General features: G+C 71.1%; 22 protein-coding genes. 10 read left to right on the forward strand and 12 right to left on the reverse strand.

Features of this window, described 5'->3' with window-relative positions; genetic code table 11:
* Window positions 1-72: 72 nt before the first annotated feature.
* From ACWDX9_RS09240 to ACWDX9_RS09260, 5 genes are read right to left on the reverse strand one after another with little or no spacing between them, the layout of a single operon-like run.
* Complete coding sequence (locus tag ACWDX9_RS09240) at window positions 73-1,356, reverse strand: glucarate dehydratase family protein (protein ID WP_449950965.1); 1,284 nt, start codon at window positions 1,354-1,356, stop codon at window positions 73-75.
* Window positions 1,353-1,748 (reverse strand): universal stress protein, encoded by a 396-nt coding sequence (locus ACWDX9_RS09245; RefSeq protein ID WP_449950968.1) that lies wholly within the window; start codon window positions 1,746-1,748, stop codon window positions 1,353-1,355. The genes ACWDX9_RS09240 and ACWDX9_RS09245 overlap by 4 nt, the downstream gene beginning before the upstream one ends.
* Window positions 1,745-3,265, reverse strand: a complete 1,521-nt coding sequence (locus ACWDX9_RS09250; protein ID WP_449950970.1) for a tripartite tricarboxylate transporter permease — start codon at window positions 3,263-3,265, stop codon at window positions 1,745-1,747. The genes ACWDX9_RS09245 and ACWDX9_RS09250 overlap by 4 nt, the downstream gene beginning before the upstream one ends.
* Window positions 3,266-3,274: 9 nt before the next feature.
* Window positions 3,275-3,781, reverse strand: a complete 507-nt coding sequence (locus ACWDX9_RS09255) for a tripartite tricarboxylate transporter TctB family protein (protein WP_449950973.1) — start codon at window positions 3,779-3,781, stop codon at window positions 3,275-3,277.
* Between the two features lie 22 nt (window positions 3,782-3,803).
* Window positions 3,804-4,811 (reverse strand): tripartite tricarboxylate transporter substrate binding protein, encoded by a 1,008-nt coding sequence (locus ACWDX9_RS09260; protein WP_449950976.1) that lies wholly within the window; start codon window positions 4,809-4,811, stop codon window positions 3,804-3,806.
* A 135-nt stretch (window positions 4,812-4,946) separates the two neighbouring features.
* On the opposite strand from ACWDX9_RS09260, the gene ACWDX9_RS09265 reads away from it, so the two are divergent.
* The 4 genes from ACWDX9_RS09265 (at window position 4,947) to ACWDX9_RS09280 (ending at window position 9,153) form a co-directional block, all read left to right on the forward strand.
* Window positions 4,947-5,933 carry a LysR substrate-binding domain-containing protein gene (locus ACWDX9_RS09265; RefSeq protein WP_449950978.1) on the forward strand — a complete coding sequence of 329 codons (987 nt, stop codon included), beginning with the start codon at window positions 4,947-4,949 and terminating at the stop codon, window positions 5,931-5,933.
* A 63-nt stretch (window positions 5,934-5,996) separates the two neighbouring features.
* The gene (kdgD, locus tag ACWDX9_RS09270) at window positions 5,997-6,911 is read left to right on the forward strand and encodes a 5-dehydro-4-deoxyglucarate dehydratase (protein WP_449950981.1); all 915 of its coding nucleotides are present in this window, start codon (window positions 5,997-5,999) and stop codon (window positions 6,909-6,911) included.
* A gap of 6 nt (window positions 6,912-6,917) precedes the next feature.
* Window positions 6,918-8,240 (forward strand): enolase C-terminal domain-like protein, encoded by a 1,323-nt coding sequence (locus tag ACWDX9_RS09275; protein ID WP_449950984.1) that lies wholly within the window; start codon window positions 6,918-6,920, stop codon window positions 8,238-8,240.
* Window positions 8,241-8,295: 55 nt separating this feature from the next.
* Window positions 8,296-9,153, forward strand: coding sequence for an NAD(+)/NADH kinase (locus ACWDX9_RS09280; RefSeq protein ID WP_449950987.1), 858 nt, complete (start codon window positions 8,296-8,298; stop codon window positions 9,151-9,153).
* A 13-nt stretch (window positions 9,154-9,166) separates the two neighbouring features.
* Here ACWDX9_RS09280 and ACWDX9_RS09285 read toward each other — a convergent pair whose 3' ends face one another.
* Window positions 9,167-10,438, reverse strand: a complete 1,272-nt coding sequence (locus tag ACWDX9_RS09285; RefSeq protein ID WP_449950990.1) for a YibE/F family protein — start codon at window positions 10,436-10,438, stop codon at window positions 9,167-9,169.
* Window positions 10,439-10,503: 65 nt separating this feature from the next.
* Here ACWDX9_RS09285 and ACWDX9_RS09290 point away from each other — a divergent pair, with 65 nt between their 5' ends.
* Together ACWDX9_RS09290 and ACWDX9_RS09295 are read left to right on the forward strand one after the other, a co-directional pair.
* A complete protein-coding gene (locus ACWDX9_RS09290) occupies window positions 10,504-11,211 on the forward strand; it encodes a DUF72 domain-containing protein (protein ID WP_449950993.1) in 708 nt (235 codons plus the stop codon).
* Window positions 11,211-12,182, forward strand: coding sequence for a magnesium transporter CorA family protein (locus ACWDX9_RS09295; RefSeq protein WP_449950996.1), 972 nt, complete (start codon window positions 11,211-11,213; stop codon window positions 12,180-12,182). Before ACWDX9_RS09290 ends, ACWDX9_RS09295 begins: the two co-directional genes overlap by 1 nt.
* Here the strand turns inward: ACWDX9_RS09295 and ACWDX9_RS09300 are convergent.
* From ACWDX9_RS09300 to ACWDX9_RS09310, 3 genes are read right to left on the reverse strand one after another with little or no spacing between them, the layout of a single operon-like run.
* On the reverse strand, window positions 12,160-12,654 hold the full coding sequence (locus tag ACWDX9_RS09300; protein WP_449950998.1) for a DUF1850 domain-containing protein: 495 nt from the start codon (window positions 12,652-12,654) through the stop codon (window positions 12,160-12,162). The two genes, ACWDX9_RS09295 and ACWDX9_RS09300, sit on opposite strands and share 23 nt — an antisense overlap.
* Window positions 12,655-12,677: 23 nt before the next feature.
* Window positions 12,678-13,625 carry a TAXI family TRAP transporter solute-binding subunit gene (locus ACWDX9_RS09305; protein ID WP_449951001.1) on the reverse strand — a complete coding sequence of 316 codons (948 nt, stop codon included), beginning with the start codon at window positions 13,623-13,625 and terminating at the stop codon, window positions 12,678-12,680.
* Window positions 13,622-15,628, reverse strand: coding sequence for a TRAP transporter permease (locus ACWDX9_RS09310; RefSeq protein ID WP_449951004.1), 2,007 nt, complete (start codon window positions 15,626-15,628; stop codon window positions 13,622-13,624). The genes ACWDX9_RS09305 and ACWDX9_RS09310 overlap by 4 nt, the downstream gene beginning before the upstream one ends.
* Before the next feature lie 245 nt (window positions 15,629-15,873).
* Between ACWDX9_RS09310 and ACWDX9_RS09315 the strand changes: the two genes are divergently transcribed.
* Window positions 15,874-16,845, forward strand: a complete 972-nt coding sequence (locus ACWDX9_RS09315; RefSeq protein WP_449951007.1) for a response regulator transcription factor — start codon at window positions 15,874-15,876, stop codon at window positions 16,843-16,845.
* Here ACWDX9_RS09315 and ACWDX9_RS09320 read toward each other — a convergent pair whose 3' ends face one another.
* Window positions 16,846-17,289 carry an ATP-binding protein gene (locus tag ACWDX9_RS09320; protein ID WP_363964042.1) on the reverse strand — a complete coding sequence of 148 codons (444 nt, stop codon included), beginning with the start codon at window positions 17,287-17,289 and terminating at the stop codon, window positions 16,846-16,848.
* A gap of 175 nt (window positions 17,290-17,464) precedes the next feature.
* Between ACWDX9_RS09320 and ACWDX9_RS09325 the strand changes: the two genes are divergently transcribed.
* The 3 genes from ACWDX9_RS09325 (at window position 17,465) to ACWDX9_RS09335 (ending at window position 19,774) form a co-directional block, all read left to right on the forward strand.
* Window positions 17,465-17,932, forward strand: coding sequence for an adenylyltransferase/cytidyltransferase family protein (locus ACWDX9_RS09325; protein ID WP_449951010.1), 468 nt, complete (start codon window positions 17,465-17,467; stop codon window positions 17,930-17,932).
* A 450-nt stretch (window positions 17,933-18,382) separates the two neighbouring features.
* A complete protein-coding gene (locus tag ACWDX9_RS09330; protein ID WP_449951012.1) occupies window positions 18,383-18,970 on the forward strand; it encodes a hypothetical protein in 588 nt (195 codons plus the stop codon).
* 60 nt (window positions 18,971-19,030) lie between these two features.
* Window positions 19,031-19,774: a DUF427 domain-containing protein gene (locus ACWDX9_RS09335; RefSeq protein WP_449951014.1), complete on the forward strand. Its 744-nt coding sequence runs from the start codon at window positions 19,031-19,033 to the stop codon at window positions 19,772-19,774.
* A 10-nt stretch (window positions 19,775-19,784) separates the two neighbouring features.
* Here the strand turns inward: ACWDX9_RS09335 and ACWDX9_RS09340 are convergent, their stop codons facing one another.
* On the reverse strand, window positions 19,785-20,387 hold the full coding sequence (locus ACWDX9_RS09340; protein ID WP_449951016.1) for a TIGR03086 family metal-binding protein: 603 nt from the start codon (window positions 20,385-20,387) through the stop codon (window positions 19,785-19,787).
* A 56-nt stretch (window positions 20,388-20,443) separates the two neighbouring features.
* Window positions 20,444-21,097, reverse strand: coding sequence for a TetR/AcrR family transcriptional regulator C-terminal domain-containing protein (locus tag ACWDX9_RS09345; protein ID WP_449951019.1), 654 nt, complete (start codon window positions 21,095-21,097; stop codon window positions 20,444-20,446).
* Between the last annotated feature and the right edge of the window lie 4 nt (window positions 21,098-21,101).

Consider the following 21,101-nt stretch of genomic DNA (forward strand, 5'->3'; position numbering starts at 1 on the left):
GTTGGCGGTGGGGCGGGATGCGGCTGTGCGTCCTGCCCCGCGTGCTCGTCTCCAGGCCCAGTGGTCGTCGGGTTACCAGCGGGCCGTGTTGGGGGTGAAGCCGGGCTCGACCGTGCGCATGTACGCCGTGTCCTCGCGCCCGCGCTGCCCGCACCGCACGTACTGCTCGTGCAGGGCGCCCAGCGCGTCCTCGTCCAGCTCCACGCCGAGCCCCGGCCCGGCCGGTACGGCCACGCTGCCGTCGCGGAACTCCAGCGCCCCCGGCCTGATGACCTCCTCGGTCTTCCACGGGTAGTGGGTGTCGCAGGCGTAGGTGAGGTTCGGGGTCGCGGCGGCCAGGTGGGTCATCGCGGCGAGGCTCACTCCGAGGTGGGAGTTGGAGTGCATCGACAGCCCCATCCCGAACGTCTCGCAGATGCCCCCCAGCAGGGCCGAGCGGCGCAGGCCGCCCCACAGGTGGTGGTCGGAGAGGACGACCTGCACGGCGTCCGCGGCGACGGCGGGCTTGAGGTGCTCGAAGGCGATGACGCACATGTTCGTGGCCAGGGGCAGGTCGGTGTGCTCGGCGACCCGCGCCATGCCGTCGATGCCGGGCGTCGGGTCCTCGAGGTACTCCAGGACCCCGGCCAGCCGGTGCGCCACCTTGATCGAGGTGTCCACGGTCCAGGCGCCGTTGGGGTCGATGCGCAGAGCATGAGAGGGGAAGGCGGCGGCCAGCGCCTCGACGGTCTCGACCTCGTGGCCGGGCTCGAAGACGCCGCCCTTGAGCTTGATGGCGGTGAAGCCGTACTCGTCGACCATCCGCCCGGCCTGGGCGACCATCTGCTCGGGCGTGACGCCCTCGCCCCACGAGTCCTCGTCCTGGCCCGGGTGACCGGCCCACTTGTAGAACAGGTACGCGGAGAACGGCACCCGGTCGCGTACGGCGCCGCCGAGCAGGTCGCTGACCGGGCGGCCGAGCGTCCTGCCCTGCAGGTCGAGCAGCGCCACCTCGAAGGGCGCGGCCACGGTGTCCACGGCGCTGGAGACCTCCAGCATCCCGCCGAAGCTCGCGCCCGCGCCGCCGGTGGAGCGGCCGAGCGTCTCCTCGACGACGCGGCGCAGCCCGTGGGCGTCGAACACGTCCAGGCCGGGCAGCGCGGCGGCCACGGCGTCGAGCCGGTCGAGATGGGCCTGGTCGGCGTACGTCTCGCCCAGCCCCACCAGCCCCGAGTCGGTGTGCACCTGGACGATCGCGCGCAGCACGAACGGCTGGTGGACGCCGACGACGTTGAGGAGGGGCGGGTCGCGGAAGGCGACCGGCGTGACCGAGACGCGGCTGATCCGCCCGCCGTCAAGGCTCACGTGCTGGATCATCGGGGCGCCTTCACCGTCAGCACCGGCACGCTGGCCTCCATGAGGATGCGCTGCGCCTCGCTGCCCAGGATGAACTTGCCCACCAGCGACCGGTGCCGCAGCCCGATGACGATGAGGGTGCCGCCCGTCTCCTTGACGAGCTCCTCGAACGTCTCCGGCAGGTCGTCGTCGTGGAGCGGCTGGCGTAGCTCCGCGTCCACGCCGGCGGCCCGCGCCCGGGCGAGCAGCGCGGTCGAGGCGTCGTCGTCGATCTTGTGCTCGTCGACGGGCGCGCCGCGGCGCGGGGAGTTCACGATGATCACGCGCTCGGAGCGCAGCGCGCCCTCGCGCAGGCCCGCGTCCACCGCGGCCTCGCCCTCGGGGGTGGGCAGGTAACCGACGAGGATCGTCATGGCGTCTTCTCCTCAACTGGAACGCGTTCCGCGGCGGCGGTCTTGCGGCGTACGGCTTTGCGGATGAGCGGCAGGACGGCGACGAGCACCACCAGGGCGAGCACCGTGCCGGAGATCGGGCGGGTGAGGAAGCCGGTCGGGTCGCCGCCGAAGATGAGCAGCGCCTGGCGCGACGAGTTCTCGATCATCGAGCCGAGGACGAACGCGAGCACCAGCGGCCCGGGCTCGAAGCCGAACTTCTTCATCAGGTAGCCCAGCAGGCCGAAGGCGATGACCAGGAAGATGTCGTACACGTTGTTGTTCACGGTGTACGCGCCGAGCAGCGTGATGAGCACCGTGATCGGGGCCAGGATGGCGGGACGCACCCGCAGGATCTTCACGAACACGCCGACCATCGGGATGCTCATGATGAGCAGCAGGATGTTGCCGATGTACATCGAGTTGATGACGCCCCAGAAGACGTCGGGGTGCTCGGTGACGAGCTGCGGCCCCGGCTGGATGCCCTGGATGAGCAGCGCCCCGAACATCAGCGCCATCGTCGCGTTCGCCGGGATGCCCAGCGTCAGCAGCGGGATGAACGACGACGTGGCGGCGGCGTTGTTGGCGGTCTCGGGGGCGGCCACGCCCTCGACGGCGCCTTTGCCGAAGCGCTCGGGCTGCTTGGCGCGGCGCTTCTCGAACGCGTACGCCGCCAGCGAGGACAGCACCGCGCCGCCGCCGGGCAGGACGCCCAGCACGAACCCGATGAGCGAGCCGCGCCCGATCGCGCCCTTGGACTGGCTGAGGTCCTGGCGCGACGGCCAGACGTTGCCGACCTTGGCCGGCGCGTGCACCTGGTTGTGCCGCTCCTCGAGGTTGTAGAGGATCTCACTGAGGCCGAACAGGCCCATGGCGATCGGGATGAAGTCGATGCCCTCGGCGAGGTTCAGGCTGTCGAAGGTGAACCGCTCGGCGCCGGTGAAGGTGTCGCGGCCGACGGTCGCGATGAGCAGGCCGACGCAGGCCGCGATGATCGCCTTGAGCTTGTTGCCGTTGCCGACCGAGGAGATCAGCAGCACGCCGAGCACGCCCAGCGCCGCGTACTCGGGCGGTCCGAAGTCGAGCGCGAAGCCGGCGACGACCGGGGCCAGGATCGTCAGGCCGATGATCGAGACGGTGCCGCCGATGAAGGAGCCGATGGCGGCGATGCCGAGCGCGGTGCCCGCCTTGCCCTGTCTGGCCAGGGCGAACCCGTCGAAGACGGTCACGACGGAGGACGCCTCGCCGGGGAGGCGGAGCAGGACCGAGGTGATGGTCCCGCCGTACTGGGCGCCGTAGAAGATGCCGGCCAGCATGATGATCGCGGAGACCGGCCCGATGCCGTACGTGATCGGCAGCAGGATGGCGATCGTCGCGCCGGGCCCGAGGCCGGGCAGCACGCCGATGAGCATGCCGATGATCACGCCGATGAGGCAGTAGAGCAGGTTGGCCGGCTCCATGACGACGCCGAAGCCGTTGAGGATGGGGGAGATGTCCATGGGGTCTTCTCAGATGAGGCGCGGGAGCGGGACCTGGAGCAGCACGACGAAGAGCAGGTAGAACGCCGCCACCGTCAGCACGCTGACCACGATGGAGGTGCGCCACGACTCTTTGCCCAGCCAGCGCAGCCAGACGAACACCAGCAGCAGGGAGGGGATCTCGAAGCCGATCAGCGGCAGCAGCCAGGCCAGCATGATGAGCGTCACCAGGCCGGCCGCGGTGAGCAGGCTCGCCTTCGAGAACCGCTCGGTGTCCTCGAGCTTGCGGCCGGTGACGACGAGCACCGCCGACAGCACGACGATGACGACGCTGATGGCGAACGGCCACAGGCCGGGGCCCGGCTGGGTCATGCGGCCGAGCCCGAGCGCGAGGGAGCCGATCGCCGCGGCGACGCCGACCGCCAGCGCCACCAGGGCCGCCGAGATCTGCGAGAGAGGGCCGGCGTGCGGTGGCCGGGTGTCGTCGGCGACCTCGGGGCCGGACTCGAGAGGGCCGGCCTCAAGAGGGTCAGACATGGACATGCTCGCTCCTAGGGGACTATCCAGCCAGGCTGATGCCGTACTTGCTCAGCTGCTCCTTGTACGTGGCGGTGTCCTTCTGCAGGGAAGAGAGCACCTCCTGCGGGGAGACCTCCATCGGGGTGAGCGAGTTGTCCTCGTTGAACTTCTTGTACTCCGGCGTGGCGAACGTCTTCTTCGCCGCCTCCAGCAGGCGGGTCTTGACGTCCTCGGGCGTGCCCTTGGGCGCGGTCAGGAAGCGGTACTGCGTCACCAGGACGTCGAAGCCCTGCTCCTTGGCCGTCTTCACGTCCGGAAGGAAGGGGATGCGCTGGTCGGAGAAGACCGCGAGCGGGACGAGCTTGCCGGCCTTGATGTTCTCGATGGCCTCGCCGATCTGCATGGTGGAGACGTCCACCTGGTTGCCCAGCAGGGCGGTCAGCGCGGGGGCGCCGCCGTCGAAGGGCACGGCCGTGGCCTCGATGCCGGCGGTCTTGAAGGTCAGCGCGGAGGCGAGCTGGGCGCCCGTGCCGACGCCGGTCGTGCCGTAGCGGATGGTCTTGCCGGCCTTCTTCATGTCCTCGATGGACTTGTAGCCGGACTGGGAGTTGGTCGCCATGACGTAGTCGTCCCGCGAGACGCCGGTGATGACGTCGAACGAGTCGATCTTCGTGGCCTCGGCGGGGGAGACCGTGAGCGGCGTGATGGTGAACAGGGACGCGTTCTGGACGGCGATCTTGTAGCCGTCGGCCTTCGCGGCCTGGAGCTCCTTGGCGTTGAGCGCGCCGTTCGCGCCGGGCTTGTTGAGCACCGGGGCGGAGACGCCGAGCTCCTTGCCCATGCCCTGGGCCAGCGCCCGGGTGATGAGGTCGGTCGAGCCGCCCGCGGACGCGCCGACGCTGAACTCGATGTTGCCCGTCGGATATTTACCGTCACCGCCGCCGGAGGACGTGGTCTTGACGCCACCGCACGCCGTCAGCGCGAGCGCGGCGGCGCCGCCGATGACACCCGCGAGAATGCGGCGGCGGGTCGTCCGTGATGTCGGCATGGACTTCTCCTTATATGCGAGCGGCGTCTATGGAGGTTACGGGGTTGTTTCCGCTCTGTAGTCTCCGGAGACTAGGGACCTGCCTCGATGCCTGTCCAGGCTCAATTCGGTATCAGGTGATACTCTGCGGGCATCATGCTAACACTGGATCAGATCCGGGCATTCGTGGCGGTCGCCGAGGAGCTCCACTTCGGCCGGGCCGCCGATCGGCTACGCATGACGCAGCCGCCGCTCAGTCGCCACATCCAGAAGCTGGAGCGCGCGATCGGCGTGACCCTCCTGGAACGCGACAACCGGCGCGTCGTGCTCACCGACGCCGGGCGCGGCTTCCTGGAGGACGCGCGGCGCATGCTCTCGCTCGTCGACACCGCGGGTGACCGGGCCCGCCGCATCGCCAAGGGCGCCACGGGCACCGTACGGCTCGGCTTCACCGCCGTCTCGGCCATCAGCATGCTCGGCACGATCCTGCGCCGCCTCACGGAGCAGCTGCCGGAGATCGACGTCATCCTCCACGAGCGGGTGACCGCCGGGCAGGTGGACGGCATCCTGCGCGGCGAGCTCGACCTGGGCCTGGCCCGCCCGCCCTTCGACATCGCCACGCTCGACTCCCGCGTGGTCTTCCGCGAGCCGCTGTGCGCCGTGGTCCCCATCGGCCATCCGCTGGCCGGCCTGGGCCGGCCGCTCGCGCCCGACGACTTCGACGGCATTCCGGTCATCAGCTACAACCCCGTGCAGTCGCGTTACTTCCACGAGCTGACCGTCCGCTTCCTCACCAACGCCCACCCCAGGATCGAGCAGCAGGTGCACCAGATCCTCACCGCCGCCCTGCTCGTGGCCGCCGGCCGGGGCGTGGCGCTGGCGCCGGCCAGCGCGCGCTCGCTCGGCATCGACGGCATCGTCTTCTGCGACCTGGTACGAGGGGGCGGCGACCCGCTCGACGAGGGGGACGGCGTCGCGGGCAAGCCGGTCGAGCTGCACGTCATCTGGGACCACGGCTCCACCAACCCCGCCCTGTGGCGCGTCCTGGAGCTGCTGCCCGACCCCGGACGTGACGATACTCGTTCGGTATCGCCAGATACAGAATCGGGCTTGGACAGGAATCCACCCTCCTTCCTAGCCTGACGGCATCAACCTTTACCGGCGGTGCGGGGGATCCCACGGGCCGCGTGTCAACAGAGGACGTTCATGCCGAATATCTCGCCCCAAGAGCTCGCCGCCCAGCTCAAGAGCGGCCTGCTGTCGTTCCCTGTCACCCATTTCACGCAGGACCTGGAGTTCGACGAGGCGGGTTACCGTGACCACCTGTCCTGGTTGAGCGCGTACCCCGTGGCCGGACTGTTCGCCGCGGGCGGCACCGGCGAGGGCTTCTCGCTCACCCCCGCCGAGATCGACCGGGTGGTGCGGGCGGCGGTCGGCGAGGTGAACGGCAGGCTGCCGGTCGTGGCCCCCGCCACCGGCGGCACCGCGAACGCCGTCGCGCAGGCCCAGGCCGCCGAGGCCGCCGGGGCCGACGGGTTGCTGCTCATGCCCCCCTACCTCACGGAGGCCGGGCAGGCGGGCCTGGTGGAGCACGTCTCCGCGGTGTGCCGCGCCACCAACCTCGGCGTGATCGTCTACAGCCGGGCCAACGCGATCCTGAACGACCGCTCCGTCGAGGCCCTGGCCGACCGCAACCCGAACCTCGTCGGGTTCAAGGACGGCGTCGGCAGCATCGAGCACCTCACCCGCATCTACGCCACCGTCGGCGACCGCCTGGCCTACATCGGCGGCCTGCCCACGGCCGAGACGTTCGCGCTGCCGCTGCTGCAGCTCGGCATGAGCACGTACTCCTCGGCGATCTTCAACTTCGTCCCGCAGTACGCGCTCGACTTCTACGCCGACGTCCGCGCCCAGAACCGGGACGCCGTCTACCGGCGGATCAAGGAGTTCGTGATCCCGTACCTGGACATCCGCGACCGGCAGAAGGGGTACGCCGTCTCGATCATCAAGGCGGGCCTGGCCGCCGTCGGGCGCCCGGCGGGCCCCGTCCGGCCGCCGCTGCAGAACCTCACCGACGGCGAGCTCGCCGAGCTGACCGCGCTCATCAACAAGATCAGCTAGGGCCCCATGTCTCCCACCATCCAGCGCGTCGAGGTCGTCCCGGTGGCCGGGTACGACAGCATGCTGCTCAACCTCAGCGGCGCCCACGGCCCCTTCTTCACCCGCAACGTCGTCATCACCACCGACTCCGACGGCCGCACCGGCCTCGGCGAGGTGCCCGGCGGCGAGGCGATCCGGAGGACGGTCGAGGAGGCGGGCGCGCTGCTGGCCGGCGAGCCCGTGGCCCGGTACCGCAGCCTGCTGCGGTCGGTGTCCGAGCGGTTCGCCGACCGGGACGCGGGCGGGCGCGGCGCCCAGACCTTCGACCTGCGCACCACCGTGCACGCGGTCACCGGCCTGGAGTCCACCCTGCTCGACCTGCACGGCCAGTACCTGGGCCTGCCGGTGGCCGACCTGCTCGGCGAGGGCCGTCAGCGGGACCGGGTGCCGATGCTGGGCTACCTCTTCTACGTCGGCGACCCGGGCAGGACCGACCTGCCCTACCGGGTGGACGACGCGGGCGAGGACCGCTGGTCGTGGCTGCGCCGCCAGGAGGCGCTCACGCCCGACGCGGTGGTCGCGCTGGCCGAGGCCGCCCAGGAGCGTTACGGCTTCGCCGACTTCAAGCTCAAGGGCGGGGTGCTGACGGGCGAGGAGGAGATCGAGGCGGTCACGGCGCTGGCCCGCCGCTTCCCCGAGGCGCGCGTCACCCTCGACCCCAACGGCGGCTGGCTGCTCGCCGACGCCGTACGGCTGTGCCGCGGGCTGGGCGGCGTCCTGGCCTACGCCGAGGACCCGTGCGGGGCCGAGGGCCGCTTCTCCAGCCGGGAGACGATGGCCGAGTTCAGACGGGCGACCGGGCTGCCCACCGCGACGAACATGATCGCCACCGACTGGCGGGAGATGGCCCACGCCGTACGCGCCGGGGCGGTGGACATCCCGCTGGCCGACCCGCACTTCTGGACCATGGCCGGGTCGGTCCGCGTCGCCCAGCTCTGCCACGACTTCGGGCTGACCTGGGGCTCTCACTCCAACAACCACTTCGACATCTCGCTGGCGATGTTCACCCATGTCGGGGCGGCGGCCCCGGGGGAGATCACGGCGCTGGACACGCACTGGATCTGGCAGGACGGCCAGGCCCTGACGACCAGCCCGTTCCGGATCACGGACGGCGCGATCGAGGTGCCGACGACCCCCGGGCTCGGCGTCGAGCTCGACCGCGCGGCCCTGGCCGAGGCCCACGAGCTCTACCTGCGCCACGGCCTCGGCGCCCGCGACGACTCCGTGGCCATGCGGTATCTGGTGAAGGACTGGGTCTTCGACCCGAAGCGCCCCTGCCTCGTCCGCTGACGACTTCGGCAGGTCCATGCCGACAGCCCATGACGGCTGGCCTAGTGTTGGCCTCATGGGCATGGTCGGTACGGTCGGGCTGGTGCTGCACCCACGGCGCGACTCCAAGAAGGCGATAGACACCATCCTGCGCTGGGCCGGTGACAAGGGCGCCACCGTGCTCGGGCTGCCCGAGGAAGTGGGGCGGATCGACTGCTCCGCCGTGGCCGTGGACGCCGAGGCCCTCGTCGAGCGGGCCGACCTGCTGGTCGGGCTGGGCGGCGACGGCACGATGCTGCGGACCATGCGGCTGCTGGCCGGCCGGCCCACCCCCATCCTGGGGGTCAACCTCGGCAAACTCGGCTTCCTGGCCGAGATCGACGTGGACGAGCTGGCGGACACGCTGTCGGCCATCGACGACCACCGCTACACGATCGAGCCGCGCATGGCGATCAAGAGCCGGCTCGGCGGCGCGGACGTGACCGCGTTCAACGACATCGCGCTGGTCCGCATCCCCGGGGAAGGGCTGGCCGCGATCGCCGTCACCCCGGCGGGCAGCGACTTCGTGCGCTTCGCGGCCGACGCGGTGATCGTGGCGACCTCCACGGGCTCGACCGCCTACAGCTTCTCGGCCGGCGGTCCCATCGTGTCGCCCCGGGTGGAGGCGGTGCTGGTGGTGCCCGCCGCCGCCCACTCGTCGTTCAACCGGGCGCTGGTGCTGCCCGCCGACGAGGAGGTCACGCTGGAGGTGCTGCCCACCAGCGGGCGGCTGGCGGTGGAGGTCGACGGGGCCGTGGTGACCCACCTGTGCCCCGGCGACACCGTCACCGTGGCCGCGTGGCCGGGGGCGGCGAAGGTCGTACGGCTGGGCACCACGTTCTACGAGCGGGCCCGGCGGAAGCTGCGGGTGGACGGCAGCGCCGAGGCCCTCTGACGGGCGGCCGCGATCAGGTGCGCGTCCGCCGGCGGTGCCGGGCCGGGCGCTCGCCCGGGTGTTGGGCGGGGTCGTGCTGGTGGGCGTGCGGCGTGAAGAAGCTCTCCTGCGCCTCCCGCCGGGCGGGAGGCTCCTGGGCGTCCTCCTCCGGGTGGTGGCGGGAGGCCGTCAGGGCCGCCAGCGCCGTGGTGATGGGCACGGCGGCGATGAGCCCCAGCGTGCCGACGATGCTGCGGACGATCTCCTGGGCGATGACCGGCGTCGTCAGCACCTCACCCAGCGGCTGCTGCCCGATGCTGAACAGCAGCAGCAACGGCAGCGAAGCCCCCGCGTACGCCAGGATGATCGTGTTGATCACCGACGCGATGTGCGCCCGGCCGATGCGGCCGGCCGCCCGGTAGAGGCGGGCGAAGCCGTACGAGGGGTTGGCGTGCGCCAGCTCGGCCACCGTGACGGCCTGGGTGACCGTGACGTCGTCGAGCACCCCCAGCGCGCCGATGATGATGCTGGCCAGCAGCAGGCCCTGCGTGTCGATCTTCAGGCTCATGTCCAGCGCCAGCGCGCTGTCGTCGGTGATGCCGTTGAGCCGGGCGAACCCCAGCGCCCCGTACGACAGCAGGCCCGTCAGCGCCAGGCTGGCCAGCGTGCCCAGCACGGCCATCGACGTGGCCAGCGAGAAGCCGTGCGTGAGGTAGAGGACCAGCAGCATGATCGCCGAGGCCCCCACGATGGCCACCAGCAGGGGCGGCTCACCCTCCAGGATGCCGGGGATGACGAACGTCAGCAGCAGCACGAACGTCACCGCCAGCCCCACCAGCGCCGTCACCCCGCGCCAGCGGCCGAAGGCGATGACCGCCAGCGCGAAGGCGGCTCCGAACAGCCACAGCGGCGTCGACCGGTCGTGGTCGGAGATCTGGTGCTCGCCGTCCGCGTCGCGCAGCAGGATCACGTCGTCGCCCGCGGCGAAGTGCTGGGCCCCGGGCCCGCTGGGCAGCCGGAGCGTGACGCTCTGGCCGCCCTCGACGCGGACGTCGGCGTTGCCGCAGGTGGCCGGGTCGGGCTGGGGCGCGCCTTCGGAGGCGGCGGGGCACTTCTTGAGCGTGACACCGGTGATCGTCCCGGTGACCCGCTGCACGCTGGACTGGGTGGTGCCGGTGCTCACTTTTCCGTCCGGCCAGAGCCACAGCAGGCCGGCGAGGGTGATGATCGCCAGCGGTACGAGCACGGCCAGGCCGGCCATCACCGTACGCCGGGAGCTGGGGGGATGCCCGTGATTGGCGCCCATCGAAGTAAGTGTCCTCCTCGGCTGAAGACAGTACTGCACCCCGGCCCGCTGGGTAGGCGTAAAGCATGTCGTGGCTGGTGGGCACTTCGGGGTGGCAGTACAAGGACTGGCGCGGGGTGCTCTATCCGCCGGACGTCCCGCAGCGGCTCTGGCTGGAGGAGTACGCGGCCGAGTTCCCGACCGTCGAGAGCAACAACGCGTTCTACCGGCTGCCGAGCCCCGAGACGTTCGCGGCCTGGCGGGACCGCACGCCGGACGGGTTCGTGATGGCGGTCAAGGCCAGCAGGTTCCTGACCCACATCAAGCGGCTGGCCGACCCCGAGGAGCCGGTGGGGCGCCTGATGAGCCGCGCCTCGGAGCTGAAGGACAAGCTCGGGCCGGTCCTGCTGCAGCTGCCGCCCACGCTGAAGGCCGACGCGGACCGGCTCGACCGGTGCCTGCGCTGCTTCCCGGCGGGCGTCCGGGTGGCCGTGGAGCCGCGGCACGAGTCGTGGTGGACGGAGGACATCCGGGAGCTGCTGAGCGCGCACGGGGCCGCGCTGTGCTGGGCCGACCGGCTGGGCAAGCCGCAGAGCCCGCTCTGGCGCACGGCGGACTGGGGCTACGTGCGCCTGCACGAGGGGCCGTCCGGCTGGTCGTACGGCGACACCGCGTTGAAGACGTGGGCGAAGCGCCTGCGCGAGGCGGGCTGGCGGGACGTCTACGTCTACTTCAACAACGATCCTGGGGGAGCGGCTGTGCGTAACGCGAGACGATTTGCCAGACTCGGCTAGTGCACACACGTCTGTACAGGAACGGCGCCCTCGAGAAGGAAGGCTTCCCGATCGAGGAGGTCTCCGACCATGTGGCGGATCCCGGCAACACGGTCTGGTTCGACCTGTGCTGCCCCTCGGCCGCCGACCTCGGCGTGATCGGTGAGGAGCTGGGACTGCACGAGCTGGCCGTCGAGGACGTGCTGTCCGACCATCAGCGGCCGAAGGTCGATATATACGACAACCACTTGTTCATCACCGTTTACGGGGTGCACTTCGACGAAGGGCAGCTCGACCCCGTCGAGGTGAACATCTTCGTCACCAGGAACGCTCTGGTCACCGTCCGCGAGAATGACCACTTCGACATCCGCGAGGTGGTCAAGCGCTGGGACGCCAACACCCGGCTGGCCGGCCACGGCGTGGCGTACCTGCTGCACGGGCTGCTCGACTACGTGGTCGACAGCCAGTTCGACCTGGTGCAGGACCTCGACACGCAGGCGGAGGCGCTGGAGGAGTCGCTGTTCGACGAGGACGGCCCCCATGACGGCAGGGCGCTGCAGCGCAGGATGTACGAGCTGCGCAAGAACACCGCCCGGCTGCGCAAGATCTCGATGCCGATGCGCGAGGTGGTCGGCACCCTCCTCCACCGCGACCAGGACTTCATCGCCGAGCCCGCCATGGCCCCCTACTACGAGGACGTCAACGACCACGTGCAGCGCGTGGCGGAATGGGTGGAGACCATCCGCGACATGCTCGCGAACGTCCGCGAGACCCGCCTCGCCCAGCAGGGCTTCCGCCTGAACGAGATCATGAAACGGCTCACCAGCTGGGCCGCGATCATCGCCGTGCCGACCGCGATCACCGGCTACTACGGGCAGAACGTGCCCTACCCGGGCTCGGGGCAACCGTGGGGGTTCTGGACCTCCACGCTGCTGGTGGCCGGCGTGTCCGCGATGCTGTACGTGGTGTTCAAGAAGAAGGACTGGCTGTGAGCGCCTTCGGGGCCCATCGCAGCGCGGCCAGGTCGTAGGGCGGGCGGCAGGGCCCGCTCCGCGCGTCCGGGCGCTCCTCCACGGCCAGCCGCACCCGCGCGGCGCCGTCGGCCGGAAACAGGGGCAGGCAGCGGCCGCCCGAGATGAGGGTCCGGCGGCCGATCGACGTGGTGAGCAGGGACAGCTCCTCGTACGTGGCCGGCACGGCCAGGCGCAGCACCCACATGCCCTCCGGGGTCCGCACCCGCGTCCCGTCGAGCGCGTAGTACTCCAGGACGCTCTCGTTGGTCGAGACGACCTCCCGCATGGTGAACCGGCGGCCCTCCACGGTGAAGACCTCCGCGGAGGGCGCCCGGTAGATCGAGTGCACGTACCCGATGGAGAAGGCGCCCCCGACGACGGGCAGGCCGTTCACGGTGAGGCGGCCGGCGCTCCCGCCGGAGCAGAGCGCCGCCACCACTGTGAGCGCCACCGCGAGCGCCGCGAGCAGCCTCGTCAGGCCTTTTCCTTGTAGTAGCGGGCCGCGCCGGGGTGCAGCTCGACCGGCGCCACCTGCTGGCCCAGCATGAGGTCGAGCTTCTTGGCCTCCGGATGCACGGCCGCCAGCTCGGCCTTCTTCTCGAACAGGGTCTTGGTGATGTCGTAGGCGAGCTGGTCGCTCATCTTGTCGGGCACCAGCAGCACGTTCGCGATGCCGACGGTCTTGATCGAGCCGGACAGCTTGTAGAGGGACAGGTCCACGTCGAGGCCGACGTACTGCTGGCCGTACGTCGACTGCATGGTCGTCAGCACGTCGCTCGTGTCCAGGACCTTCACGTCCGGCTTGCTCGTGGCCAGGTCGGTGATGCCGGCCGTGGGCAGGCCGCCGACCCAGAAGAACGCGTCGATCGTGCCGTCCTTGACGGCCTGCACCGACTCGTTGATCGACAGCTGCTGCTTGGTGATGTCGTTGTCCGGGTTGATCCCGGCCGCCTGCAGGACCCGCCTGGCCACGACCTGGGTGCCGGAGTTGGCCGGGCCGAGCGAGACGCGCTTGCCCTTCAGGTCGGCCACCTTGGCGGCCCGGACGCCGGGCGCGACGACGAGCTGCGTGTAGTTGTCGTAGATGCGGGCGATGGCCTTGATGGGCTGCTTCGCGGTGAAGGTGTCCTTGCCGTTGACCGCGTCGGCCGCCGTGTCGGACTGGGAGAAGCCGATGTCGGCCTTGCCGGAGGCGAGCAGCTTGATGTTCTCGACGGAGGCCGAGGTGACCGAGGCCGTGGCCTGGGTGTTGGGGATGTTGGCCGACAGCAGCTTGGCCAGGCCGCCGCCGTACACGTAATAGACGCCCGTCGTGCCGCCCGTGGCGATCGACAGCCGGTTGCCGGATCCGCCCGCGCCACCTCCGCCGCAGCCGGCCGCGGTCAGGACGGCGACGGCCACTATCGCAAAGATCCGCTTCACGCTGGGTCCCTTCTCCTGCTTCTGACGAGGTGCACGGCTACGGCCACGGCCAGGACGGCCAGACCGGCGACGATGGGAACGGGTTCGAGGAAGAGCAGCAGCACCGCGGCGATCGCCGCGAGCGCGCGCTCGGGCCAGCCGCTCATGCCGCCGGTCGCCAGCGCGAGGGCCGCCACGGCGACGGCCGAGACGGCCGTCATCAGCAGCACGGTGCCGATCGGCCCCTGCCCGAGCAGCGCCTGCCCGTTGGGCGTCAGCACGAAGGCGAACGGCACCAGGAACGCCGGCAGCGTGTAGCGCCAGGTCATCATCATCGTCTTGTACGTGTTTCCGCCGGTGATCGCCGCCGCCGCGACCGCGGACAGCGCCGTGGGCGGGCTCACCTCCGACAGGACCGCGTAGTAGAAGACGAACATGTAGGCCTCGGCCTGCGTCACCCCGAGCGTCGTGAGCGCCGGGCCGATGATCACCGCGGCGATGATGAAGCTCGCGGTCACCGGCACGGCCAGGCCCAGCAGCATGACCGCGATGCCGGACATGAGCGTGGTCAGCACGAGGTTGCCGGCGGCGAAGTCCACGATGATCGCGCTGAGGTTGAGGCCGAGGCCGGTCTGCGTGATGACGCCGACGATGATGCCCGCCGCCGCGCACACCGCGGTCACCGGCAGCACCTCCAGCGTGCCCTTGGCCAGCGCCTGCCCGACGCGCTTGGGGCCCATGCGGTGCTGCGGGTCGAGGAACGACAGCGCGAACGCGATGGCGGTGGCGATCACCACGGACTGGAACGCCGACCGGTCCAGCGCCATCAGCACGATGATGAGGATGAGCGAGCTGAAGTGGTAGCCGAAGCGCAGCAGCAGCTTGCCCGCCTTGGGGGCGTCCACCTGCACGGCGTGGGTGCTGAAGCGGCGCGAGTCGATCTCGATGGCCAGGAAGATGCCCAGGTAGTACAGGAGCGTGGGGATCGTCGCGTACAGGAGCACCTCGAGGTAGCTGACCCTCAGGTACTCCGCGATGATGAACGCCGCCGCGCCCAGCGTGGGCGGTGACAGGATGGCGCCGATGCCGCCGGCCGCGAGGATGCCGCCCGCCGGCTCCTTCGGATAGCCGGCCCGCCGCAGCACCGGCCAGGCGACGCTGCCCAGGCTGACCGTGGTGGCCACGCCGGAGCCCGACACGGTGCCGAGCAGGAAGCCGGCCGTGGTCACGGTACGGCCGGGGGCGGCGCGGGACTTGCGGAAGGCGGCGAAGCTCAGGTCGATGAAGAACTTGCTCGCGCCCGAATAGTCGAGCACGGCGCCGTAAATCGTGAAAAGGATGATGTAACTGGCGGCCACTTGCATGGGGACGCCGAAGAAGCCCTCGGTGCCGGTGTACAGCTGGGACACGATTTGGCCGAGGTCGAAGCCGCGGTGCCCGATGGTCCAGTCAATCGGCAAATATGCGCCGTAATAGGCATAAATCAGGAAAACTACGCAGATGATGGTCAGGGACCAGCCGACGGTGCGCCGTACCGCCTCCAGGAGCAGCACCGTCAGCGCCAGGCCCGCCACGATGTCGAGGTCCGTCAGCGCGGCGCCGGAGCCCCGATTGCGGAACCCGTCGATGTCGAGCAGCGGATAGACCAGCACGGCCAGCGAGGCGGCGGCGAGCAGCCAGTCGGCCACGGACGGCCGCTCGGACCGCCGCGTCCCCTCCGGCTCGCCCTCCGCCGGTGTTTCAGGGGGCGGGCTCGCGGCGGTGCCGCGCCGGAACAGCCGCGGCACGAACGCCGACCAGCCCGACCGGTAGCAGAGGAAGACCAGCGGCAGCGCCACCGCCAGGAACGTCAGCCGGTGTTCCAACGCCTCCACCGGCCGGAACACCACCACCAGCGAATAAACCGACAGCAGCCCGCCCACGATCCACACGCCGAGCCGCAGCGGCCCGCCGAGTTGCCGCGCCGGGCGTTCCTGTTCGTGCGCGGAGACAAGCTCGGCCTCACGGTCGCTCAGCTCGGTCAAGACACTTCCTTCCCCGACACGGCGTTGCAGCGGACTTTACGAGCCGGTTATGCGCGGAGGGAAGGGGCCGTTATCTATTCGATCTCCAAGCCCCGGAACAAAGGTCGCGAATCCGCTCGCCGCCCCGCGGCGAGCCTGGGGCGCCCGGATCCCGGCGGCGGTGGGGCCCTCACCGGGGCGTCCGGGTGCTCGTGAAAAAAAGTTTCAAGAAGACCTCAAGGTTTGGCAAATGATATAAAGGCTCGGTGGCCGAGATCACCCTTGACGTCCGCCAGCTCCAGGCGTTCGCCGAGGTCGGCTACCAGGTCGCGGCCAGCGGCGGCGCCCACGCGGCGATGGCGGCGCTGCGCCGGGTGGTCCCAGTGGACGCCTACGAGTTCGTCGCGTTCGACCCGGCCACGGGGCGGCACCACAGCGTCGTGTCCGACGGCCACCGGCGCATCGACCACGACGCGGCCGAGGAATACGCGGGGCTGGAGGCGTGCCGCAGGGCCATCGCCACCCGCGCGCCGGTGATCATGCCGGAGCCGGGCACCGCCCGCTACTTCCGGCGCCACCTCGCCCCCTACGGCTGGCGGGCGGGGCTGACGGCGCCGCTGTTCCTGAGCGAGGGCCGCTACACGGGGCTGCTCCACCTGGCCACCAAGGACTCCTTCCCCCGGCTCACGGGCGCGCTGGTCGTCGCGATCAGCCCGATGCTCGCCCACGTCACCGACCTGACCAGGTGCGTCATCGACCCGGTCGGGCTGCCGGCGGACTTCCGGGCGGTGGCCTTCGACCGGGTGGGGACGCGGCGCCAGGTGCCGGGCCACGAGGCGTCGGTCGTGCTGCGGGAGGATCCGGCGATGGCCGCGTTCGCCCGGGCGTTCATCGACTCGCGGGAGCTGAGCAGGCACGGGCTCTGGCTCGACCGCAAGGGGCGATGGCACGAGCTGCGGCTGCTCAGGGCCGGGGTCGGGTTCCAGGGGGCGCTCCAGGGCGCGGTGGTGGCCGAACGGCCGTGCCCGCTGCCGTACGACCTGACGGGGCGCGAGGTGGACGTGCTCACCCGCGTGGCGGCCGGCGACTCCAACCCGCAGATCGCCGCCGCGCTGGTGCTCAGCGTCCGCACGGTGACGACCCACCTGGAGCACATCTTCGCCAAGCTCGGCTGCGACAGCCGTACCCGCCTGACCACCAAGGCCCTCGCCGAGGGCCTGTGCCGCCTGGACGTCTAGTCAGACGGCCATCCCGGCCGAGAGGTGGGACCACAGGAGCTCGAACCAGACCGTCGTCGTGCCGTCCTCGCGGGTGAAGCCCCAGCGGTGGCTGAGCGCCTCGATCAACGGCAGGCCGCGCCCGCTGGTGGACTGCGCGCTCGTACGGCACACGCACGGCGGCCCGTCGGACCCGGCGTCCGACACCAGCACCCGCACCGCCGTCTCCGAGCTGCTCACGGTCACCGTGAACGAACCGCCCGCCCCGGACCTGGTGTGCAGGATCGCGTTCGTGGCCAGTTCGCTGGTGAGCAGCGCGGCGTCGTCGTACAGGGGATGGTCGCGGCCGAGCGCGGCCGTCACGAGCCCCCGGGCCCTGGCCACCTGCGACGGCACGCCCGGGAGCCGGGCCACGAGATCCCCGGAGTCGCCTCCGTCGACGCTGTGAAAGTCCGGCGGTGCCACGGCGACCTCCCCCAAATCCGGTGACGTTATGAGACGCGCTGACAGGGGTCCGGAGATTATCGCGAAAAGGTAGGAATGACCTTGCCCGAGGTCGGCTGCACGACCGCGGACGCCGACCGAGTACGCTGCGATCGACGAGTCGTCTAGGCCTATAGGGGAGAGCGTGGGAGGTCGCGTGAGCAGCCTGGAGGCCGTCTGGGTGCAACCGTACGACCGGGTGGGGGCGGCGGTCGTGACCGGCGTCTTCGACATCCTGCACGTCGGCCACGTGCGCTACCTGGGCGCGGTGGCCGACCGCGGCCTGCCGCTGGTCGTCGGCGTGGAGGACGATCCCCGGGTGCGGGCCTGGAAGGGGCCGAGCCGCCCGCTCAACCCGGCGGAGGAGCGGGCCGAGGTGCTGGCCGCGCTCCGCTTCGTGGCCGGCGTCTTCATCGTGACGGGGCCGCCCGACGCGCACGGGCCGGAGGACTACATCGACCTCCTGGCCCCGATGCGGCCGGGGGCGCTCGCGCACACGGCCGGCGACCCGCACGCGGGGGCCCGCGCGGCGGCGGCGGCGATCCTGGGGTCCGAGTGCTGGGAGATGGCCTCCATCCCCGGCCGCTCCACGACGCGGATCGTGAACGCGGCCGGCAAGGGCTGACAACCGGGCTCCTTCACGCCCACCGGTCCTTCGCACGCCGGGCTCCTTGCGCTCGCCGGGCTCGCCGGGCCCCTCGCGCTCGCTGGGCCTTTCGCGCTGGCTGGGCGCTGCGGTGAGGTTGCTCACGCCTCCAGGGCCACTCCACCACCCCTGCCACGCCACCAAGCGCCCCACCCCTTTACGGGCCGCATCCGGATGCGACCTGCATGACGAGCGGTGCCGCGCCCACGGTGGTGCTGCACTCGCGGTAGTGCGGCGCTCGCGGCGGTGCCGTGGTCGTGACGGAGCCGCGTCCACGAGGGAGCCGTGCCGGGATGGTGCCGCGCCTGCGATGGTGCCGCGCCTGAGGGGCGATGGATCCGTGAGGCCGCCGAGCCCCTCGAAGGGGCCGCGGGTGGGGTGGAAGGGGTGGGTGGGGTGGGCGGGCATGATCGCGTACTCTTTCGTGACATGACAGCCGACCTCGTGGCGAAGCGCGTGACGAACCTGCTGGCACCCCAAGTGCTGGTGATCGCCATGCCGCCCGTCGTCGGCCTGCTGGCCCAGGGATGGGGCGGCGCGGCATGGGGTCTGGTGGCCTCGGCGATCTGCGGTGGCGTGCCGGCGGCGGTGATCGCGGCCGGCGTGCGCACGGGCCGCCTCGACTCCCACCACATCGTGGACCGCGCCCGCCGCACCGGCCCCCTGCTCGCCGCCGTGGCGGCCGTGCTGGTCGCGCTGGCGCTGCTGGTGGTGATGGGCGCCCCGACCCTGCTCGTCGCCACCGTGACCGCGATGCTGGTCGCGCTGGCCGTCACCGTGCCGGTGACGCTGCGCTGGAAGATCTCCTTTCACGCCGCCGTCTCGGCGGGCACGGTCGTCGTGTTCGCGCACGTCCTGCCCGCCTGGCCGGCCGCGATCGCCGGAGCCGCCGTGGTCGCGCTGGTGTGCTGGGCACGCGTACGCCTCACGCACCACACCTGGCCCCAGGTCATCGTCGGAGCGGTGGTCGGCACGGCCGCGACGTGGGCGACGCTGGCCGCGTTCGGACTGGGCTGAGCCCCGGCCGCCCGCACGCGGGACCGGAATAGCGGTGCCGCGTCCGGGGTTGGCGGTGACATGGATGTCACGAACCGCGGCCGGGTACGCGTCGAGCCCACGGCCAAGCGTGTGAGGACCTATCTCGGCGGCCGGGTGGTGGCCGACTCCACCTCCGCCCTCCTGGTGTGGGAGGTCCCGTACTACCCCACCTACTATTTCCCGGCCGCCGACGTGGACGAGTCCGCGCTCAAGGCCACCGGCGCGACCAAGCACTCCCCGAGCAGGGGAGACGGCCTGGTCCACACCGTCACCTCGGGCACGGCGGAGGCGGCCGACGCCGCGCTCGTCTATCCCGACTCGCCGCTGGAGCAGATCCGCGGCCACGTCCGCTTCGAGTGGGACGCCATGGACGCCTGGTTCGAGGAGGACGAGGAGGTCTACTTCCACCCGCGCGACCCGTACACGCGGGTGGACGTCCTGGCGAGCTCGCGCCACGTGCGGGTCGAGGTGGACGGCGTGACCGTGGCCGACTCCCGCAGCCCGCGCGTCCTCTTCGAGACGGGCCTGCCCGCCCGCTACTACCTGCCGAAGACGGACGTACGGCTCGACCTGCTGGAACACACCGACACCGCCACCCACTGCCCCTACAAGGGCACGGCGGAATACTGGACGGTCAACGGCCAGAAGGACCTGGCCTGGTCGTACCGCACGCCGCTGCCGGAGAGCGCGAAGGTCGCCGGGCTGATCGCGTTCTACAACGAGAAGCTCGACATCTACGTGGACGGCGAGCTCCAGGACCGCCCGAAGTCGAAGTTCTCCTGATCCGCCGCGGTCAGGAGGAGGGGGTCCAGCGCGGGTCGCGGCCGAGGTAGCGCAGGAGCGCCGCCACGTCGTCGTCGCCCGGCTCCGAGTCCAGCGCCGGGGCGTACGCGCCCCAGGCGCGCAGCGGCTCGACGATCTCCATGGCCACCTTCAGCAGGGGCCTGGCCAGCTCCGGCGTGAGCGGCGAGGCCTGGCCGGTCGCGACCGCGATGTCCCAGGCGTGCACGGCGGCGTCCAGCGCGCACGCCGTCGAGCCGGACCACGGCGACATCTTGTGCGGCGGCACCGGCGTCGGCACCTCCGCGGCGCTCCGGTCGACGCCCGCCCATGCCCGGGCCGAGCGGACCAGCGCGTCCGCGGTGAAGGCCGTCGGGTCCGTCTCCGGCGCGCCCGACGGCTCGAACGGGTTGAACGTGGGGCCGGGCTCGCCGGTCAGCGCGGCGGCGAAGCCGATCTGGTCGCCGACCGCGTGCTGGAGGACCTGGGTGACGTTCCAGGCCGCGCAGGGCGTCGGCAGCTGCCAGGCCCCGGCCGGCACGGCGCCGACGACCCGGCGCAGCGCCTCGTGCGAGCCGTCGAGGATGTCCCAGCCGCTGACAGTGGTGTCGCTCATTGGTGAGCCCCCTTTCGTGGTGCTTTCAGCATAGCAGAACGGAACGCTTTGTTCCACTATTTGGGGGCCTCGGCCGCCAGGCCGTGGATCAGCATGTCCAGGGCCTGCTCGAAGTCCGCCAGGGGGTCCACGCCCTCCCGGGTGCTCCGCAGCAGCCTGCTGAAATGCGGCAGCCGTGCCGGATCCATCTCGCGTACGTACGCGCTGACCCCCTGCTCGCCCGCGTGCACGCCGGGATCTCCGGTGAACCCGCCCGTCGACAGTACCAGCGAGCCGAACACCAGGCTGTTCACGGCGGTCAGCGCCCGCCACGCGCCCAGGTCGTCGAACCCGGCCTGGAACAGCGCCCCCACCAGCGCGTCGAGCGGCTCCAGCGCCCGTACGGAGGTCGGGTTGGACTGGTCGGTGACCAGCGCGAGCGGCACCGCCGGATGGCGGCTGAACACCCGGTACATGCTCAGCGCCACCTCGCGCACCTGCTGCTGCCACGGCAGCGCCGGGTCCGGCCGCTCGACCTGCTCGAACACCCGCTCGGCCACGCCGTCGAGGATGTCGGCCTTGTTCGAGACGTGGTTGTAGAGGGACATCGCCTCGACGCCGAGCGCCTTGGCCAGCCGTCGCATGGTCAGGCCCTCCAGGCCCTCCTTGTCGGCCAGTTCCAGGGCCGCGTCCAGGACCCTCTCTCGGTTCAGCGGCTCCCGTCGTGCCATTCAA

It is taken from the genome of Nonomuraea sp. NPDC003201 (assembly GCF_053590415.1).

Bases quoted from the DNA above. Each gene is read 5' to 3' on its own strand.
- ACWDX9_RS09290 (WP_449950993.1), top strand. From the start codon at position 10,504: ATGTCGTGGCTGGTGGGCACTTCGGGGTGGCAGTACAAGGACTGGCGC.
- ACWDX9_RS09260 (WP_449950976.1), bottom strand. From the start codon at position 4,811: ATGCCGACATCACGGACGACCCGCCGCCGCATTCTCGCGGGTGTCATC.
- ACWDX9_RS09335 (WP_449951014.1), top strand. From the start codon at position 19,031: ATGGATGTCACGAACCGCGGCCGGGTACGCGTCGAGCCCACGGCCAAG.
- ACWDX9_RS09265 (WP_449950978.1), top strand. From the start codon at position 4,947: ATGCTAACACTGGATCAGATCCGGGCATTCGTGGCGGTCGCCGAGGAG.
- ACWDX9_RS09245 (WP_449950968.1), bottom strand. From the start codon at position 1,748: ATGACGATCCTCGTCGGTTACCTGCCCACCCCCGAGGGCGAGGCCGCG.
- kdgD (WP_449950981.1), top strand. From the start codon at position 5,997: ATGCCGAATATCTCGCCCCAAGAGCTCGCCGCCCAGCTCAAGAGCGGC.
- ACWDX9_RS09275 (WP_449950984.1), top strand. From the start codon at position 6,918: ATGTCTCCCACCATCCAGCGCGTCGAGGTCGTCCCGGTGGCCGGGTAC.
- ACWDX9_RS09330 (WP_449951012.1), top strand. From the start codon at position 18,383: ATGACAGCCGACCTCGTGGCGAAGCGCGTGACGAACCTGCTGGCACCC.
- ACWDX9_RS09285 (WP_449950990.1), bottom strand. From the start codon at position 10,438: ATGGGCGCCAATCACGGGCATCCCCCCAGCTCCCGGCGTACGGTGATG.
- ACWDX9_RS09280 (WP_449950987.1), top strand. From the start codon at position 8,296: ATGGGCATGGTCGGTACGGTCGGGCTGGTGCTGCACCCACGGCGCGAC.
- ACWDX9_RS09240 (WP_449950965.1), bottom strand. From the start codon at position 1,356: ATGATCCAGCACGTGAGCCTTGACGGCGGGCGGATCAGCCGCGTCTCG.
- ACWDX9_RS09255 (WP_449950973.1), bottom strand. From the start codon at position 3,781: ATGTCTGACCCTCTTGAGGCCGGCCCTCTCGAGTCCGGCCCCGAGGTC.
- ACWDX9_RS09250 (WP_449950970.1), bottom strand. From the start codon at position 3,265: ATGGACATCTCCCCCATCCTCAACGGCTTCGGCGTCGTCATGGAGCCG.
- ACWDX9_RS09345 (WP_449951019.1), bottom strand. From the start codon at position 21,097: ATGGCACGACGGGAGCCGCTGAACCGAGAGAGGGTCCTGGACGCGGCC.
- ACWDX9_RS09340 (WP_449951016.1), bottom strand. From the start codon at position 20,387: ATGAGCGACACCACTGTCAGCGGCTGGGACATCCTCGACGGCTCGCAC.